Origin of the sequence: Acinetobacter sp. YH16044 (assembly GCF_013417145.1) — a bacterium.
GTDB classification, from domain to species: Bacteria; Pseudomonadota; Gammaproteobacteria; order Pseudomonadales; family Moraxellaceae; genus Acinetobacter; species Acinetobacter amyesii.
On sequence record NZ_VPEK01000007.1, the window covers coordinates 87,125 to 104,102 of the forward strand.

17 protein-coding genes are annotated in these 16,978 nt (G+C 40.5%); 12 read left to right on the forward strand and 5 right to left on the reverse strand.

The features are described 5' to 3' along the window. Positions 1–327 precede the first annotated feature (327 nt). Together prfA and prmC are read left to right on the forward strand one after the other, a co-directional pair. Positions 328–1,416 (forward strand): peptide chain release factor 1, encoded by a 1,089-nt coding sequence (prfA, locus tag FTV38_RS06790; protein WP_180022019.1) that lies wholly within the window; start codon positions 328–330, stop codon positions 1,414–1,416. Beyond that, positions 1,416–2,234 carry a peptide chain release factor N(5)-glutamine methyltransferase gene (prmC, locus tag FTV38_RS06795; protein WP_180010360.1) on the forward strand — a complete coding sequence of 273 codons (819 nt, stop codon included), beginning with the start codon at positions 1,416–1,418 and terminating at the stop codon, positions 2,232–2,234. The genes prfA and prmC overlap by 1 nt, the downstream gene beginning before the upstream one ends. A gap of 76 nt (positions 2,235–2,310) precedes the next feature. On the opposite strand, the gene FTV38_RS06800 is transcribed toward prmC, so the two are convergent. Both FTV38_RS06800 and FTV38_RS06805 read right to left on the reverse strand, forming a co-directional pair. Further along, on the reverse strand, positions 2,311–2,664 hold the full coding sequence (locus FTV38_RS06800) for a hypothetical protein (RefSeq protein WP_078188566.1): 354 nt from the start codon (positions 2,662–2,664) through the stop codon (positions 2,311–2,313). A gap of 200 nt (positions 2,665–2,864) precedes the next feature. After that, positions 2,865–3,899 (reverse strand): AraC family transcriptional regulator, encoded by a 1,035-nt coding sequence (locus FTV38_RS06805; protein WP_180022020.1) that lies wholly within the window; start codon positions 3,897–3,899, stop codon positions 2,865–2,867. A 141-nt stretch (positions 3,900–4,040) separates the two neighbouring features. Between FTV38_RS06805 and FTV38_RS06810 the strand changes: the two genes are divergently transcribed. The 3 genes from FTV38_RS06810 to FTV38_RS06820 all read left to right on the forward strand — a co-directional run bounded on the left by FTV38_RS06810 (position 4,041) and on the right by FTV38_RS06820 (position 8,208). Then, entirely contained in the window at positions 4,041–4,811 is a 771-nt protein-coding gene (locus FTV38_RS06810; RefSeq protein ID WP_180022021.1) for a 3-hydroxyacyl-CoA dehydrogenase, read from the forward strand. A 319-nt stretch (positions 4,812–5,130) separates the two neighbouring features. Continuing rightward, the gene (locus tag FTV38_RS06815) at positions 5,131–6,267 is read left to right on the forward strand and encodes an acyl-CoA dehydrogenase family protein (protein ID WP_180022022.1); all 1,137 of its coding nucleotides are present in this window, start codon (positions 5,131–5,133) and stop codon (positions 6,265–6,267) included. A gap of 297 nt (positions 6,268–6,564) precedes the next feature. Continuing rightward, a complete protein-coding gene (locus tag FTV38_RS06820; protein WP_180022023.1) occupies positions 6,565–8,208 on the forward strand; it encodes an AMP-binding protein in 1,644 nt (547 codons plus the stop codon). Between the two features lie 98 nt (positions 8,209–8,306). Here the strand turns inward: FTV38_RS06820 and FTV38_RS06825 are convergent, their stop codons facing one another. Then, positions 8,307–9,506: a multidrug effflux MFS transporter gene (locus tag FTV38_RS06825; protein WP_257220683.1), complete on the reverse strand. Its 1,200-nt coding sequence runs from the start codon at positions 9,504–9,506 to the stop codon at positions 8,307–8,309. A 71-nt stretch (positions 9,507–9,577) separates the two neighbouring features. Between FTV38_RS06825 and FTV38_RS06830 the strand changes: the two genes are divergently transcribed. From FTV38_RS06830 to FTV38_RS06860, 7 genes are all read left to right on the forward strand, one after another. After that, a complete protein-coding gene (locus tag FTV38_RS06830) occupies positions 9,578–10,180 on the forward strand; it encodes a TetR/AcrR family transcriptional regulator (RefSeq protein WP_180022024.1) in 603 nt (200 codons plus the stop codon). Positions 10,181–10,284: 104 nt separating this feature from the next. Then, complete coding sequence (locus FTV38_RS06835; RefSeq protein WP_180022025.1) at positions 10,285–11,064, forward strand: HesA/MoeB/ThiF family protein; 780 nt, start codon at positions 10,285–10,287, stop codon at positions 11,062–11,064. A gap of 58 nt (positions 11,065–11,122) precedes the next feature. Further along, complete coding sequence (locus tag FTV38_RS06840; protein WP_078193949.1) at positions 11,123–12,421, forward strand: AarF/ABC1/UbiB kinase family protein; 1,299 nt, start codon at positions 11,123–11,125, stop codon at positions 12,419–12,421. A gap of 83 nt (positions 12,422–12,504) precedes the next feature. Then, positions 12,505–12,885 (forward strand): dihydroneopterin aldolase, encoded by a 381-nt coding sequence (gene folB, locus FTV38_RS06845; RefSeq protein ID WP_180022026.1) that lies wholly within the window; start codon positions 12,505–12,507, stop codon positions 12,883–12,885. Next, positions 12,842–13,291, forward strand: a complete 450-nt coding sequence (locus FTV38_RS06850; RefSeq protein WP_180022027.1) for a 2-amino-4-hydroxy-6-hydroxymethyldihydropteridine diphosphokinase — start codon at positions 12,842–12,844, stop codon at positions 13,289–13,291. The genes folB and FTV38_RS06850 overlap by 44 nt, the downstream gene beginning before the upstream one ends. A gap of 162 nt (positions 13,292–13,453) precedes the next feature. Beyond that, complete coding sequence (locus FTV38_RS06855) at positions 13,454–14,032, forward strand: DedA family protein (RefSeq protein WP_257228720.1); 579 nt, start codon at positions 13,454–13,456, stop codon at positions 14,030–14,032. 77 nt (positions 14,033–14,109) lie between these two features. Then, positions 14,110–14,790 carry a hypothetical protein gene (locus FTV38_RS06860; protein ID WP_180022028.1) on the forward strand — a complete coding sequence of 227 codons (681 nt, stop codon included), beginning with the start codon at positions 14,110–14,112 and terminating at the stop codon, positions 14,788–14,790. Between the two features lie 69 nt (positions 14,791–14,859). Here the strand turns inward: FTV38_RS06860 and coq7 are convergent, their stop codons facing one another. Beyond that, on the reverse strand, positions 14,860–15,495 hold the full coding sequence (coq7, locus tag FTV38_RS06865) for a 2-polyprenyl-3-methyl-6-methoxy-1,4-benzoquinone monooxygenase (protein WP_180022029.1): 636 nt from the start codon (positions 15,493–15,495) through the stop codon (positions 14,860–14,862). 3 nt (positions 15,496–15,498) lie between these two features. Continuing rightward, entirely contained in the window at positions 15,499–16,818 is a 1,320-nt protein-coding gene (locus FTV38_RS06870; RefSeq protein ID WP_180022030.1) for an MFS transporter, read from the reverse strand. Between the last annotated feature and the right edge of the window lie 160 nt (positions 16,819–16,978).

A 16,978-nucleotide genomic window follows, 5' to 3' on the forward strand; every position in this document is an offset into this window, starting at 1 on the left:
AATCATTTCGATGGCAGTAAATGTAACAAAACTATTCGCTGTAAATATGGAGAGCTTTCTCTTTATTTGGTGATTTGAGTGTCTAGTTTGTATAAGTTTTATTAATATTGTGAAAAAAATGGTCGAATGCAGAAAATCTGTACGACTTTGTGGAGAAAGGTAGGAGTGATGAAGTTCACACTTTGATATTTAGGGTCATTGATAGGCCAAAAAACAATATATATGTCATTTCAGACCCATTATCGGTACACTAGCGCCATTATTTTGAATTTTGGCATATCCGTGAAAGTTTAGCGGTAGAGCCTGTGTATTGAGATTTTTTGAAAAATGAAAGAATCGTTACGTTTACGATTAGATCAGCTCTCTGACCGTCACGAAGAATTAAATGCATTACTCGCAGATGTAGAAGTCATTTCAGACAATAAACGTTTCCGTCAGTTGTCTCGTGAGCATAGTGATTTATCTGAAATCACCGAAGTTTGGAAAAAATACCGTCAAGCAGAAGAAGATATTGAAACTGCTGAAGTGATGATGACGGATCCAGATTTCAAAGAAATGGTCGTTGAAGAAATTAAAGAAAATAAAGCTTTGATTGGTCAGCTTGAAGCAGACTTAAACATTCTGATGATTCCAAAAGATCCGAATGATGCGAACTCTGCCTATTTAGAAATCCGTGCCGGAACGGGTGGTGACGAAGCTGCCATTTTCTCGGGTGACTTGTATCGAATGTACAGTAAATATGCTGAATCACAAGGTTGGCGTATTGAAGTGTTGTCTGAAAATGACGGCGAACATGGCGGTTATAAAGAAGTAATTTGCCTCATCAATGGTGAAGGCGTATATGGCCGCTTAAAATTTGAAAGTGGTGCGCATCGTGTACAGCGTGTTCCTGCAACTGAGTCACAAGGTCGTGTGCATACTTCGGCATGTACTGTTGCGATTTTGCCGGAAATTGATGTAGACACCAGTGTAGAAATTAATCCTTCAGAACTACGTATTGATACCTATCGTGCATCTGGTGCGGGTGGTCAGCACATTAACAAAACTGACTCTGCTGTACGTATTACCCATATTCCAACGGGTACAGTTGTAGAATGTCAGGACGAACGTTCACAGCATAAAAACAAAGCCAAAGCGATGGCGCTATTGGTTTCTCGTTTAGAAAATGCTAAACGCGCAGCGGCAGATGCAGCGACGTCTGAAATGCGTCGTGACTTGGTAGGTTCTGGTGACCGTTCTGAGCGTATTCGTACCTATAACTATCCACAAGGTCGTATGACTGATCATCGTATTAACTTAACACTGTATAAGTTAGATGCAGTGATGGAAGGTGATTTGACTGAATTGCTAGATAGTTTGCATCGTGAATATCAAGCCGATCAGTTGGCATTATTAGCACAGCAGAATGGTGGCTGATGAATATTGCACAGGCTTTGGCCTATCGTGGTGAACCTGAAAGTTATGAACGTCAGGAAAATGCGTGGTTGTTAGAGCACATCACCAAGATTGATTCTTTTGATTTAATCCTGAAAAAGGATCAAGAATTAACAGCTGAGCAAGAACAACTCTATGTTGAAAGTCTTGCTCGTATTGCTGCGGGTGAGCCTTTGGCTTATGTCACAGGTTCTCAGCCATTTTGGACGCTAGATTTAAAAGTGACTAAAGACACTTTGGTGCCACGTCCTGATACCGAAGTGCTCGTTGAAACTGTACTGCGTTTAGAACTTCCTGAAGATGCTCGTGTGGTGGATTTAGGAACAGGAACTGGCGCTGTAGCCTTGTCATTAGCCAGTGAGCGTCCAGAGTGGTCAATTGTAGCTTCGGATATTTACGAACCTACCTTGGAAGTTGCTGAGTTTAATGCCAAAAAGCATGATCTTGAACATGTGCAGTTTGTCTTAGGTTCTTGGTTGAAACCTTTTGGACGTGCTTTCTTTGATGTAATTGTGTCAAATCCGCCGTATATCGATGTTGATGATGTACACATGAAGGATTTGGCGACAGAGCCTGAACGTGCTTTGGTTGCAGACAATCATGGACTTGCAGATCTTGAACAAATCATTCTTCAAGCCAAAAAACATTTAACCGTGAATGGTTGGGTGGTGCTCGAACATGGTTATGACCAAGGGGAAGCAGTCAGACATTTGTTCTTACAGGCTGGATATCGAAATGTTCGGACTGTAAAAGATTATGGTGGTAATGACCGTGTCAGTTTAGGTCAGTGGCAACATTGATTTGGTATTAGAGATAGTCAGAAATAAAGCGCATTGAATGCGCTTTATTTTTTTGTTTTTGATATTCGATCAATACTTACATTGGGTAGTCTTGTAAGCTATCGAAAACTTCAACTTGTTCTAAAGCTGCTGTTTCTACTGCAAGACAGTAAGCAATAATTTTTGCAGTTGCATTCACTAAATTTTCATCTTTTAGATTTGCACCTGCTTGAATTGCTTCAATGTCATCCGCTTGGATATCCAGTGCATGAGCAACTTCAACTGCATTTTCAGTGCTAAAAAATTGTGAGATCAAATTTTGCAAATCGATATCTGCGACAGTTTTAAGCTGTTCATGAAACAGTTCATCAATTGCGTCAATCTGAGTGAAAAGGGAATCTGAAAAGTTTTGAACAAGTTGTTGTTCAAGAACATCAATCATCTTAAGCATAGGATAGCCTTTCAAGGAGATGCAGGAGAATTGAAAAATAAATAAGCAAAGTGCTTTAAATTGAGTGAAAAATAACCTAATTAGACTAAAGTAGCAATCGTTCAAGGATGAATGGTCAGTCTATTTATTGAATATTTTTAAGTTATTGATTTTCTATTAATTAGATGAATATTCAATTTATAAATAGCGAATATCAAATTCTAGGCCTTGAATTCAGGCGCATTATTTTGTCGATACGCACCGGGACTGACGCCTGTCCATTTTTTAAATGCCCGATGAAAAGCACTCGGATCATGAAAATTTAGTTCTTCACTGATATCTTGCAAACTTTTATCGGTATGGGTTAAAAAATCGATGGCAGTATCACGTCGGATATCATTTTTGAGTTGTTGATAACTCACACCTTCACTTTTAAGACGGCGATGCATGGTGGCTTCCGACATATTCATTTTGACCGCCAACTCATAAAACTCTAACCATTCGGCAGGAGAAACGTCTAACAGTTGTTTACGAATTTGGCTACTGAGCGCATACGGGTTTTTAAAGCGCACCAAAAGGTTTTCAGGCGTTTGTTGTAGGAATTGATACCATGAACGTGTGTCTTGTTTGATTGGCAGGGTTAAATAACTGGCATCTAGCTGAATATAGTTTTGACTGGCTTGGTAATGAATATTTTCACAAAAGCGAACTTTATAGTCGTGATCATCAAGCGGCGCATCACATTTGAATTGGATTTGATTTAACAAAATTCGTTGTCCACTCAGCCAGCACAGTAGCGTATGGATGAGCATTAAATAAGTTGCATAGCTGAACATGCGTTTAGGCGCATGTTGGTCATAGATCACGATATAAGCAAAGTGATCTTCAATAGTTAAATCACTATGCAAGTCATCTAAAACCAGATTTAAAAATTGTAGGATTTGCTTGAGTGCATCACCCAAGGTGCTGTTATGCATGACCATTTTCGACAGTAGCTTAAAACTGCCACGTCGCATGGCATGCCGATCCATGCCAAAAAATTCATCATCCATCACATCTGCAAGATGAGTCCATAAAGCCGCATATTGAGAAACAGAAACTCTGGTTTTACGCGATAGCAGTAACTCTGAGGGTATACCAGACTTATGCAAAATAGCAGAAATATCAAAGTGCTTTTTTTGCGCATCGTGTAATGCTTCATGCACCAAGTCGATAGAAATCGTCCCTTTACTGTATTCGAGTCCATGCTTCGGCATATGTTCGGATAGGTCCTTGTTCAGAATTGTCCAAATACATCAGAAAAGATGCAACATTTGGAAATTGTACTGAATAAATTCTCTGTTTACTCTGCATCTTAAGTCGAATTTAAAACAAGACATCATAAATAGGGAAATGCTATGGACATTAAAGGAAAAGTTTTCGTCGTGACCGGTGGTGCATCGGGTTTAGGCGCTGCGACAGCAACACATCTGATTGGCTTGGGTGCCAAAGTGATTATTGTGGATATGAATCATGAGCATGGCGAAGCAATGCAACGTCAACTGGGTGATCATGCCAAATTTGTTCAATTGGATGTCACTGATGAACAAGCGGTCTGCGCTTTCTTTGCACAAGTTGAAGCGGAATTTGGTCAACTTAATGGCTTAGTGAACTGCGCAGGTATCGCACCCTCTGCAAAAGTTTTAGGTCGTGACGGATTACATGATTTGGCGATGTTCCAAAAAGTATTAAATATAAATGTTTCAGGTACATTCAATATGCTGCGCTATGCGGCACAACTGATTGCTAAATATGAATTAAAAGCGGGTGAAGAAGAGCGTGGCGTGATTGTGAATACGGCGTCGGTTGCGGCTTTCGATGGTCAAATTGGTCAGTCGGCTTATGCAGCATCTAAAGGGGCAGTGGTTGCAATGACATTACCTCTTGCGCGTGAGCTTGCACGTGAATCAATCCGTGTGATGACCATTGCTCCGGGCATTATGGAAACGCCGATGCTCAAAGGCTTAGCACAAAATGTACAAGATGCTTTGGGGCAAATGGTGCCATTCCCTCCACGTTTAGCAAAACCACAAGAGTTTGCAAAATTAGTGACGCATATTTTTGAAAATGCCTATCTCAATGGCGAAGTGATTCGTCTTGATGGCGCGATTCGTATGCAGCCTAAATAGTTATTTATTAAAACTGCTTATTCTGGCTTCTACGACGGAGTCTGATCGAGAATAACTTCGTTGACAGTAGCTCATCTCGTTACTTTTGTTTCGGCAAAAGTAACCAAAACCATAGTCATTTGTAAAACTCGTCATCAAGTATTTATTGATTTACAGATTACACAAACATTAGAGATTAATGGCGTCCTGCCTCAGACAGTTGCAAATGACGTCGTCGTGTATCCAACTTTGCTTTAATACAGCCAAAGAATTTTTAATTCCGCAGTTATCCAAAAATTAAAGCTATACGCGCTATAAAAGATTTAGAAAAGGAAGTCCCATGATTTTAAATGATGAACAAAAAATGGTTCAGGACATGATGCGAAGCTATTCGCAAGAAAAACTGAAACCAACGGCTGCTGAGCGTGACAAAACGGCAGCATTTCCTGCACAAGAGCTAAAAAAACTTGGTGAGCTAGGTGCTTTAGGCATGACGGTTTCGGATGAATGGGGTGGTGCAGGTTTAGACTATGTGTCTTTGGTTGTTGCCTTAGAAGAAATTGCTGCAGGTGATGGTGCGATTTCCACAATTGTCAGCGTACAAAACTCCCTGCCATGTGGCATTACGCAACGTTATGGTACTGAAGCACAAAAAGAAAAATACTTAAAAAAATTAGCCACTGGCGAATGGTTAGGTTGTTTTTGCCTAACAGAACCACAAGTGGGTTCAGATGCGAGTGCATTGGAATGTAAAGCGGAGCGTGATGGTGATGAGTGGGTGTTAAATGGCACCAAGCAATTTATTACCACAGGAAAACATGCTCAAGTAGCCTTGGTTTTTGCGGTAACGGATAAATCTGCAGGTAAAAAAGGGATTTCGTGCTTTTTAGTACCAACGGATGCGCCGGGTTATATCGTATCGCGATTAGAAGACAAAATGGGTCAGCATTGTTCCGATACAGCAACTATAGTTTTAGATGACTGTCGGATACCTGCCGATAGTCTTTTAGGCCAAGAGGGTGAAGGCTATAAAATTGCCTTATCAAACCTAGAGTCAGGTCGAATTGGCATTGCAGCGCAGTCTGTGGGTATGGCACGAGCAGCATTAGATGCAGCCGTTGAATATGCCAATGAACGAAAGGCATTTGGGGTGGAGATTGTACAGCATCAGGCCGTGGCATTTCGCCTCGCGGATATGGCCACCCAAATTGAGGCAGCACGCCAGTTAATTTTCCATGCAGCGACGTTAAAAGATGCCGGTTTTCCATGCTTAAAAGAAGCCTCGATGGCGAAACTTTTTGCATCGACGATGGCTGAACGGGTGTGTTCAGATGCCATTCAAATCCATGGAGGCTACGGTTATGTATCTGATTTCCCAGTTGAACGCATTTATCGTGATGTACGTGTCAGCCAAATCTATGAAGGTGCATCGGACATTCAACGTCTGGTGATTGCACGTGAAGTCACCAAAGGATAGGTGATTAAAAAATAGACTTTGGTCGATGTTCAAACCCTGCAATGGCGTTGATGGTTATGGAAATTGCAGGGCACATCCAAACATGGTTATCTAGGTATACACAGTCTAAGAATAGATTGTTTAACAAAGTATAAGTTTCAAAACTAAAAAACCGACATTGCAATCGGTGTATGGAATAGCAGTAAAGGCGGATGTGGCAAAGGAATCGTCACTAGTACGCAGCGGTACAACAACAAGATGAATAAACCTCAAAGTCTTGCACTTTGAATCATAGAGAACCGGATAGGAATTGTCGTCATGAAGACACTAGAACAAGCATATCGTGATTTTAATTTTGAAAAGATGGTTACAGAACAATTGGTCGGTACGCCAAGTTCAATCAATGCTTATGATGAATGTTGTGGGCGCTATGTTGGGCAAAATAGAACTGCGCTGATCTGGGAAGGTAAAAATGGTGAATCTGAGCAATGGACTTTTGAGCAATTAGATTTAGCTTCTGCACAATTGGCAAATTATTATCAGCGCATTGGATTGAAAGCAGGTGATTGCATTGCAGGTCTATTACCCCGTACAGCAGAGTTATTGATCACCGTATTGGCAACATGGCGTATAGGGGCAATTTATCAGCCTTTATTTACGGCATTTGAGTCCAAAGCGATTGAGCATCGGGTGCAAACTGCGGGAACAAAGCTGATTGTAACCAACACTGAGCAACGATCAAAACTCAATCATATTGATTTACCACATATTTTAACCGTGCATGCCGATCAAGCGATTCAGACAGATCCTGACTTTTGGTCAGAGCTGCAACTTCATGACACCGCATATAACTCAGTACCCCGTTCTTTTGATGATGAATTTTTAATGATGTTTACCTCAGGGACGACGGGTTTAGCCAAGTCTGTACCTGTGCCACACAAAGCGTTGTTGGCATTTAAAGGATATATGACACATGCGGTTGATTTGCGTGATGAAGATTCATTTTGGAATTTAGCAGATCCGGGTTGGGCTTATGGTTTGTACTATGGAATTGCAGGGCCTTTAAGTTTAGGGCACAGCATTATTATGGATGAACGTGCTTTTAGTGTTGATCACGCACTTCAAGTCATCAAAAAATATAAAGTCAGCAATTTGACCGGTTCACCAACGGCTTTTCGTATGTTCTTTGGGTTTAAAGAAAAATTTGATGAATCCATAAAATCACATTTACGGGTTGTGAGTAGCGCAGGAGAGCCACTAACTCCCGAAGTGATTCAATGGTTTAATCACGACTTAAACGTCAATATTTATGACCAATATGGACAAACGGAACTCGGTATGGTGATTGCAAATCATCATGCTTTAGAACACTACAAAAAAGTGGGTTCAGCCGGTTTTGCTATACCGGGACATCGTTTCGCGGTGCTTGATAAAGACCATCAAGAAATTGAACGTGGTGGGATTGGAACATTGGCATTAGACTGGTCGCAATCTCCACTCATGTGGTTCACGGGCTATGGCGGCAATAACCGTAAAGCCTTTGTCGGGAACTACTATTTAACTGGTGATACTGTTAGGTTAAATGAAGAAGGCGGCATTGATTTTGTGGGTCGTGCTGATGATGTCATTACAACGTCAGGCTATCGTGTAGGGCCTTTCGATGTGGAAAGCACATTATTAGAGTGCGAAGAGGTTTTAGAATCGGCAGTTGTCGGTAAGCCTGATCCTGAGCGTACAGAATTGGTCAAAGCTTTTGTGGTATTGAAACCACAATATCAAGCAAGTTCAGAACTCATGGATAAGCTACAAGCCTATGTGCGATCTCGTTTATCCAAGCATGCTTATCCAAAAGAAATTGAATTTGTAGATGGGTTGCCTAAAACATCGAGTGGAAAAATCCAACGTAATCTGTTGAAACAACAAGAAGTGGCCAAAGCACAATTAATGCAAAAGGTCAGTTAAGTTTAGGCTGAGATAGATTAAAGGAAAGGCTGCGTAAATGCAGCCTTTTTTGATTTGCTTATTTAAGTTGGATAATAATTATTTTTGAGTTTGCAATTTTAATGCTGAGACATCGGTAAATGTTTTGGAAAGCTAATGAGGCAAAGCTGTGCAGAAATAAGTGCACAAGCAAACATGATTGTGACTAAACCTAAGCTGCCAAAATTACTAAATTTACCGGTTAAAGTTGTAATGATCGCACCAAAGCCAAATTGTAAAGCACCTAATAATGCAGATGCTGTACCAGCATTTTTATGCTGAAACATAAGAGCCAAATGGCTTCCGGTAGGCATAATGAAACCTAAAAGTGCAACGGCGATAAATAGTGCGCTACAGAAGAATATTAGATTTGAATAGCCTGAGCATTGTGCAAGGAGCAATACAGCCATAATGAGTAAGAAACTGCTGTTCATGATTTTATAGGCATTCAGTGGTCCAAATTTTTCATGCACTTTGGGGTTAAAGATTGCAGCAGCAATTAAACCAAATGCATTGAATGCAAAGAGCAGGCTAAATTGGGTAGAACTCAACTGATACTCACTGATAAATACACTGGCTGAACCAGCGATATAGGCAAAGAAGCCAGCTTGTGCAATACACAGTGTGAGTGAGTAAATGATGAACTTACGATCCCTGATAATTTGCCCATATAATTTGATGGTTTGTGAGAGCTTGAATTGTTGACGCAATTCCACTTGACGTGTTTCAGGGAGTAGCATTGCAACGGCTGCCAATACAATCGCGGCATATACGGCTAAAAAAATAAAAATATTTCGCCATGAACCTAAAGCCTGTAAGCCATCGCCAATTAGAGGTGCAGCCACCGGTGAAAGGCCTAATATCGCCAAAACCATTGACATCATTTTGCCCATTGCCGGGCCTTGAAACTGATCTTTGATAATCGCAAAGGCAATCACCATCCCAATTGAACCACCTAAACCTTGAATAAAGCGAATCCATTGTAATTGTTCAACGCTTTGTGCAAATGTGCAGCCGATCGAGCCTAAAATATAAATCCCTAAACCTAAGTAAATAAGCGGCTTACGGCCAAATTTATCCGATAGTGGGCCATACATCAGCTGGCCAAGCATTAAACCCACAAAAAATGTCATCAAACTCAGTTGGATCGCACCTTCGCTACTCCCTAAAGATGTTGCCATAACGGGAATGCTTGGTAGGTACATATCAATACCTATCGGGCCGATGGTTGCGAGTAATGCAATGAGTATGGGCATTGCACGTGTATTTGATGCTGTCATAATGTGGTTGGATCTTGTGGAAAGCAGCGCATTCTGAAACTTATCGGTTTCCTAAGTCAAAGAGAGCAGCATTGGCAAAACTAGGCCGTCCTTTGGTCATGTCGGCAGAACAGCGGCGTGCAGAAATTTTTTCTATTGCAGAACAACTCTTTGGTGAGAAGGGCTTTGAAAATGTCACCATGTCTGAAATTGCGACCGCAGCAGGTATGTCTAAAAAAACGCTATATGTGTATTTTTCTGATAAACGTGAACTGCTTATTTCATTGGTTGAGTCGTCCTATATCTGGACTGAAGATGCTTTTGATGCCAATAGTTTAGATCGTGTGTTGGCCTTGCAGAATCAGTTGAAGAAAATCGCTGAGCATGTCCTGTCCGAGCGGCATATTAAGTTGTGCCGACTGGCGATCGCAGAGCGTGTTGGTGTTGATGGAATAAGTGATACTTTTTATGAAAAAGGTATCGCCAAAAGCCGAGATCATTTGATTCATACTGTGAGTCATATTCCAAGTGCCCAATTTGTATTGAACTTAAATGCAGATATCATGGCGGATATGTTATTTGGTGCAACCATTTCGAAGCCTTTCGTCGATTTACTATTTTTAAATCAGCAGATCGATATGCAGCAGGTAAATACGGCAATTGAACAAAGTATTCAGGCTTTGTTTAAAATGTGAATGCCTAAATTTTCATAGCAAAATTGAATGTTTATTTTCGTCCTTATCTTTGGATTGCTCGTTATAATGGCCTCGGTTTTATGTTTTAAATGAGATAGCAGAACATGGATGCACAGCTCGATCTAGATTCAGACATGGAATTAAGTGATGATGAAATGCATTTATACAGCCGTCAAATATTGTTGGATGGTTGGGACATCGATGCGCAAGAGAAGCTAAAACTTGCCAATGTACTCATCGTGGGGTGCGGTGGAATTGGGTGTACCACAGCCGAATTATTGGCACGTGCAGGCGTTGGCCAAATCACTTTGATCGATGCAGATCGCATTGAAATCAGTAATTTGCAACGACAAATCGCCTATACAGAACACGATGTAGGATTTTATAAAGCTGAAATTTTGGCTAAACGCTTACAAGCGATTAACCCGCATATTCGTGTGCAAAGCTATACCACAAAATTAGATGAAAGCAACGCAAAGGCATTGATTTCACAGCAAGATTTGGTTCTCGATGGTTGTGATAATTTCAGTACACGGTATTTGGTTAACGCAAGCTGTGTAGAAAATAATGTGGCGCTGATTAGTGCTTCTGCAATTGGCTTTCAAGGGCAGTTATTTATGGTTGAAGCCGATGCTGCTTGTTATGAATGTTTATTTCCAAAAGAACAACATGCCAGTGAAAGTTTACGCTGTGCAGACTCGGGTGTACTTGCAACGACACCAAATGTTATGGCAAGTTTGCAAGCACATCATGCCTTACTCTATTTGGGTTTGGGGACGACAGCACTGAAACAAAAGCTTTTGTTGTGGGACGGTCGGTCAATGAAGCAAAAAATTCTCGCTTTTGAAAAAGATCCCGATTGTCCAATCTGTCAGGCAAGATAAAGCAGCAAGTCCTTATTTTTTTGCTACACTCACGTTAATTATTTTTTTCTAAGACATTATGAAAAACAATATCTGGTTAGATGGAATTCGCTCGGTTGCCCGAATGGGTGAGACCGCAGTCGTTGCGGCAAAAGCCGGCTTTAAATATGCAACTGAAAAACCAAGTAACGCAAAATTAATGCGTGAAACTTTTGAATCACTAGGTTCAACCTATATTAAATTAGGTCAATTTATTGCCAGTACACCTTCTTTATTTCCACGTGAATATGTAGAAGAGTTTCAAGGCTGCTTAGATCAGACACCGTCATTGCCGTTTAGTTATGTGCAGCAGGTATTGGCTTCAGAATTTGCTGGCCGTAATTTAGATGAAATATTTGCTTCAATTGATGAAAAGCCTTTGGCTTCTGCATCGATAGCACAGGTACACGCTGCTAAATTGGTCAGTGGTGAAAATGTTGTTATTAAAGTGCAAAAACCGGGTGTCGAGACGATTCTCTATACAGATTTAAACGTTTTACATTGGGCAACCAAACTAGTTGAAAAAGCTGTACCTAAAGTCAAATTTGCTTCACTTGCAGATATCGTTGAAGAAATTAAAGTTCGCATGGTACGTGAAGTGGACTTTATTGAAGAAGCTCAAAATCTTGACGACTTTGTGAATTATCTGAACGTAACTCAAAACAAAGCCGCAACAGCACCAAAGGTTTATCACCAATATTCAACACGTCGTGTCTTAACCATGGAACGTTTATACGGCGTGCCATTGACCGATTTTGACGTGGTCAAGAAAGTCGCTAAAGATCCATCGCAAGTTTTGGTGACAGCGATGAATACATGGTTTGGCAGCTTGATGTTATGTAATAGTTTCCATGCAGACTTACATGCAGGCAACCTGATGTTGCTTGAAGATGGTCGAGTTGGATTCATCGATTTTGGTATCGTGGGCCAGTTGAAACCTGAAGTGTGGACAGCATGTATTGCGTTTATGGATGCCCTACAAAAAACTGACTACAACTTGATGGCTGAAAATATGCTGAAAATGGGCATGACGGCTGTCAAAATTGACACACAAGTCTTAGCTGCCGACTTAGAGCGCTTATTTAGCGGTGTGCTTTTGGCCGATCCGCAAGAGTTATTAACCTCGAATCCTGCCGATTTGAATGACATCATGATGGATATGGTACAAGTCGGAGAGCGTCATGGTATTCGCTTCCCACGTGACTTCGCTTTATTATTCAAACAAATGTTGTACTTCGATCGCTTTATGCGCATCCTTGCGCCATATACCGATATTTATGCAGACCAGCGTATTCAGATGGTGCAGACTATGGATCCTAATTTATTGTTGAAGCAATAATTTAGCCGCAAGATATAAATAAAATCCTCTTGCTTAAACAGGAGGATTTTATCGATGTTTAAGATTTTATTTTGAGTGTAAGAATGGACGCAATTATCATTGAAGGTTTGAAAGTTGAAACTGTAGTCGGCTGTTTCAATTGGGAGCGTCAGATTATTCAGCCTTTGATGCTCGACCTCAATATTCAAACCAGTTTAGCGCAGGCGGCTCAGTCAGATGAGCTTGAAGATACCTTGAATTATGCTGAAATTTGCGAAATATCAGCCAAAGTCATTCAAACTGCTCAACCTAAATTGATCGAACATGCAGCAAAACTGGTGATTGATGCACTTTTTGCTACCTATGACAGCATTGAATCTATTATGATTAGCATCCGGAAGCCTGCCATTATCGCGCAAGCCAATTCTGTAGGAATTCGTCTTGAACGCCACCGAAACGATTTTCGCCATAGCTCTGGCGAGTAATTTCAATCCCAAACCGCATTTTCAACAGGCTTTACGTCAAATTCAGGCTTTGGGTCATGTTGAATTTTCCAAAATTTATGTGATTCCTTGTCGTGATGGCATTGGGGCGGATTATTGGAATGCAGCTTGTTTGGTGAAAAGCAGTTTATCTGTAGATGAAATCAGCACCTTACTGAAAAAAATGGAAGCAGACTCAGGTCGTGTTCGTCCGTCTCATAATATCGCTTTGGATCTGGATCTGATCGCGTGGGGCGAAAGCTTAGCGTACATGCAGTTTAATCCGAAAAAACTGCCTTTAGCACTCGATGTTAAAATTCCAATGTTCGATATATGGAAAAATAAGATGTTTGAACATCCAGCACATCAATTTCCTATGGTGAGTTGTCAAAAAGTTTTAGTGGATTGAGTGAATGAAACGGAATGTTTTTAACGCACATGAGTGATATTTCAAACTGACCTAACTATGCTAGATAAACAATAACAAAAAATATTCAAATCCTGTCATGGTATGCGCTAGCGTATAGGCTGTCGCAGGATTACATTATCTTTTTAGCTTCAAAATAATGATATGAACTGGACGGATCTGATTCAGCACTATGGCTATATTGCGATTTTTATTGGCACATTGTTTGAGGGAGAAACAGTGCTGATGATAGGTGCCTATGCCGTACATCAACACATACTTCATTTTCCAATGTTGATTGCAGTGGCGATGCTGGGCAGTTTTATTGGCGATCAGTTTTATTATCAAATGGGCGCTCGCTATGGGCAAAAACTTATCCAATCAAATGCGGAATTTGCACAAAAATTCGATCGTGCGAGCCAGTTTATTGAACGTTATCCTATTTTGACTATTTTATTTATGCGCTTTGCTTGGGGTTTTAGAACCATTTTACCTATTGCAGTCGGTGTGCGTACTTATCCTGTTTGGAAATATGTGCTGATTAATCTGGTTGCCTGTTTTATTTGGGTAATGTTGGTCGCAACGATTGGCTTCCAAATCAGTCATTATTTACATCTGTTTTGGGCGAAAATGTTGTCTTATCATCAAGATATTTACATCGTTATTGCCGTTATTTTATGTATCGTATTCTTCCGTGTGCTCTATACGATGTTGAAGTGGTGGCGTAAGCATCATCAACATTGATAAAGTGAAAGTGGTTGATCTGATAAAGTCGTCAAAACATAATTAAAAGATTTAAAGGGATATTTAGTGAGAGCAATATGGGCTTAGGTTATGGTGCGGGTGCGGGAGGTTTCCTTATTATTTGCTTTGCGATTTTGGTGCTATTTATCGTCATTGCAATTTGGTTGAGTTGGAATAATTGGTATAAAAAGCAAAAAAATCGACCATATAAAGTAAATGCGGCACTTAAAATTGGTTTATCTGGCGTATTGTTTTTCCCTTTATTTGTTGCAGTAACGCTTGGATTGTTCGTGATTTCAGATCTTATTTCTGACTATGCAGAGTGGCAGCATCAAAAGAAAATTCATATACAGTTGCAGGAACCCTTAAACTATGGAGAGGTTGTACTGCCTGAAGGCACGTGGATTAACCGATCATTTGAAACCGATTATACTCTGGAACAGATGACTGATATTCGTCAAGGTTTGACATCGGCTCGTTTTCCACAGCCGATTCAAATAGCTAGATTTGATGTTATTGCATTTGAGCTGCATCGTCATTTATTGCTTGAGTTGGTACATGATCAAACCGTTATGTTGAATAACCAAAAAGAAATTTGTCCGGCAGGATGGCTACTTGAGTTAGGTGGAGCAGGTTATCCGTCCACTGCACAACGTTATAGTTTGAATTTTGATTGGTTTACACCAAGTCGATGGCAGCCTATAAACTGTTTTGATGGTGAAGGAATTATTGTATTAAAGTCAAAAGATTTCTCATAAAAAAGCCTGCATCATTGCAGGCTTTTTTTTCACTATTTATAAAACTTAACGACAATCATTAGAAAATCATTAAATGTAATAACTGGTTTTGGTCATCAGCTTTGAAATACCAGTCATGGCAATACGAACTGGAACAGGAAGGTCTACACCACCTGCATTGAGTGCTGTATCACGGTGATGCAGCTCATCTTCATTCATTTGCACTAAGATTTTACGTGAACGTTCGTCTTGTTCAGGAAGTTGGCGGATGTGATCTTCTAAATGCAGGCTCACTTGACGCTCAGTTTCAGCGACAAAACCTAGGCTGTAATTATCACCGGCAATACCTGCCAATGCACCCATCCCAAAAGAAAGGCCGTACCAAACAGGGTTGAGCAGACTGGTATGGCTGTCTAATTCTTTTAAGCGGTCTTCACACCAAGCCAAATGATCTTGTTCTTCAATCGCAGCGTGTTCCATTTCACGGCGGACATTTGGCAGTTTAGCGGTGAGTGCTTGGCCATGATAAAGCGCTTGGGCACAAACTTCACCACTATGGTTGACACGCATTAAACCCGCCACATGACGTGCTTCACTGACTGCAAGTTGAGTCTTTTCAGCAACAGACGGATTTTCACGATGTGCAGCCGTTGCTCCGGGAACTAAACTACGTAAGGCCTGATCAAATGAGTGAATAAGTTTGTCGACACCTGTAAATTGACGCATGCATTAATCCTCCAGAGAGACTTGCGTAGTTTGAAGCAAAGGTTTGATGCGTAATAGCAGCCAAATACAAAAAATTGCACTGAGCACTGCGGTTATACAAAAAAGTATTTTAATATCAATCTTTAAAACACTCAGAATGATAATTGAAAATATAGCAGAAGATACCATAAATACCGCATTTAAAATGTTGTTTGCGGCAACGACTCGCGCACGATGTGAGCGTGGGGAGTAAGCTTGCATCATTGCATAGAGTGGAACGATGTAAAATCCGCCACTAATGCCCAATAAAGTCACGGCAATCATGACATGGTAATAGCCCCAACCTTGATGAAAAACTTCTGAAAGGGTAATAAGTGGGCCAGTTTGAGTAGGGACGAGGGTCAAACTAAAGGCTAAATACAGTGCAAATACCGTTAAACCTACAGCACCGATGGGAACCATCTTAATATTGACTTGAGTGCCGCCCAATTTACGACAAAGCAATGAACCTACGCCCACACCCACAGAGAAAAAGGTCAATAGCAAGCTAACGACATTTTCAGAGGCATGTAGATTTTGCTGAGTCATTTGTGGAATTTGGGTAAGGTAGGTTGCACCATAAAACCAATACCACGAGTTCCCCAATAAAATAGTAAAAATCAGCGGCAAACTTTTGGCATATTTCATCGTTTGGTAACTAGTTCGGAAAAAGTTCCAATCGATTTTTAAATCTGGTGTAGTAACATTTTGCTTAAGAATAAAACGACTGGTGATATAACCTAAAATGGCGATGGTCATTACGGTTAGGCTGATCCACAATAAATTGCCTTGTGATGAAGCAATCACAGCACCACCCAAAATCATCCCAAATAAAATCGCCATGGATGTTGCAGATTGGAACAGCGCATTGCCTGACATTAGCTCATTGGGTTTTAAAATTTCAGGCAAAATCGCATATTTGATTGGACCAAAAAATGTCGAATGGGTTCCCATCAAAAATAGAGCCAACAATAACAACCATAAATGACCGGTCAGAAAGCCAATGCTGCCGATGACCATGATGATAATTTCTAAAATTTTGATACCACGGACAAGTTGTGAACGTTCAAACTTATCTGCGATCTGTCCCGCTGTCGCTGAAAAAATAAAGTAGGGTAAAATAAACAATAATGCAGCTAGATTGTTTAGCGTGCTGATGGGTAATGCCTGTTGTTGGATTAATCCATAGGTGATGACCAACAATAAAGCCTGTTTATACACATTGTCATTGAGCGCCCCAAAAAATTGGGTCAAAAACATAGGCAGGAAGCGGCGTGTACCTAGCAGATGTTCGTTGTTATTCATAAGTGTCTTGCTACATTAAGTTTTATTAAGAAATGTGAGTGATTGGTAAAATCTCTAAAAAATCATGTAATATGTTTTTTGAGTTTGGAGATGGCGAAAAACCAATAGATATAAGATCTTTAGCTCTATATCTGGTTGACTAAGTCCATTACATAATGAA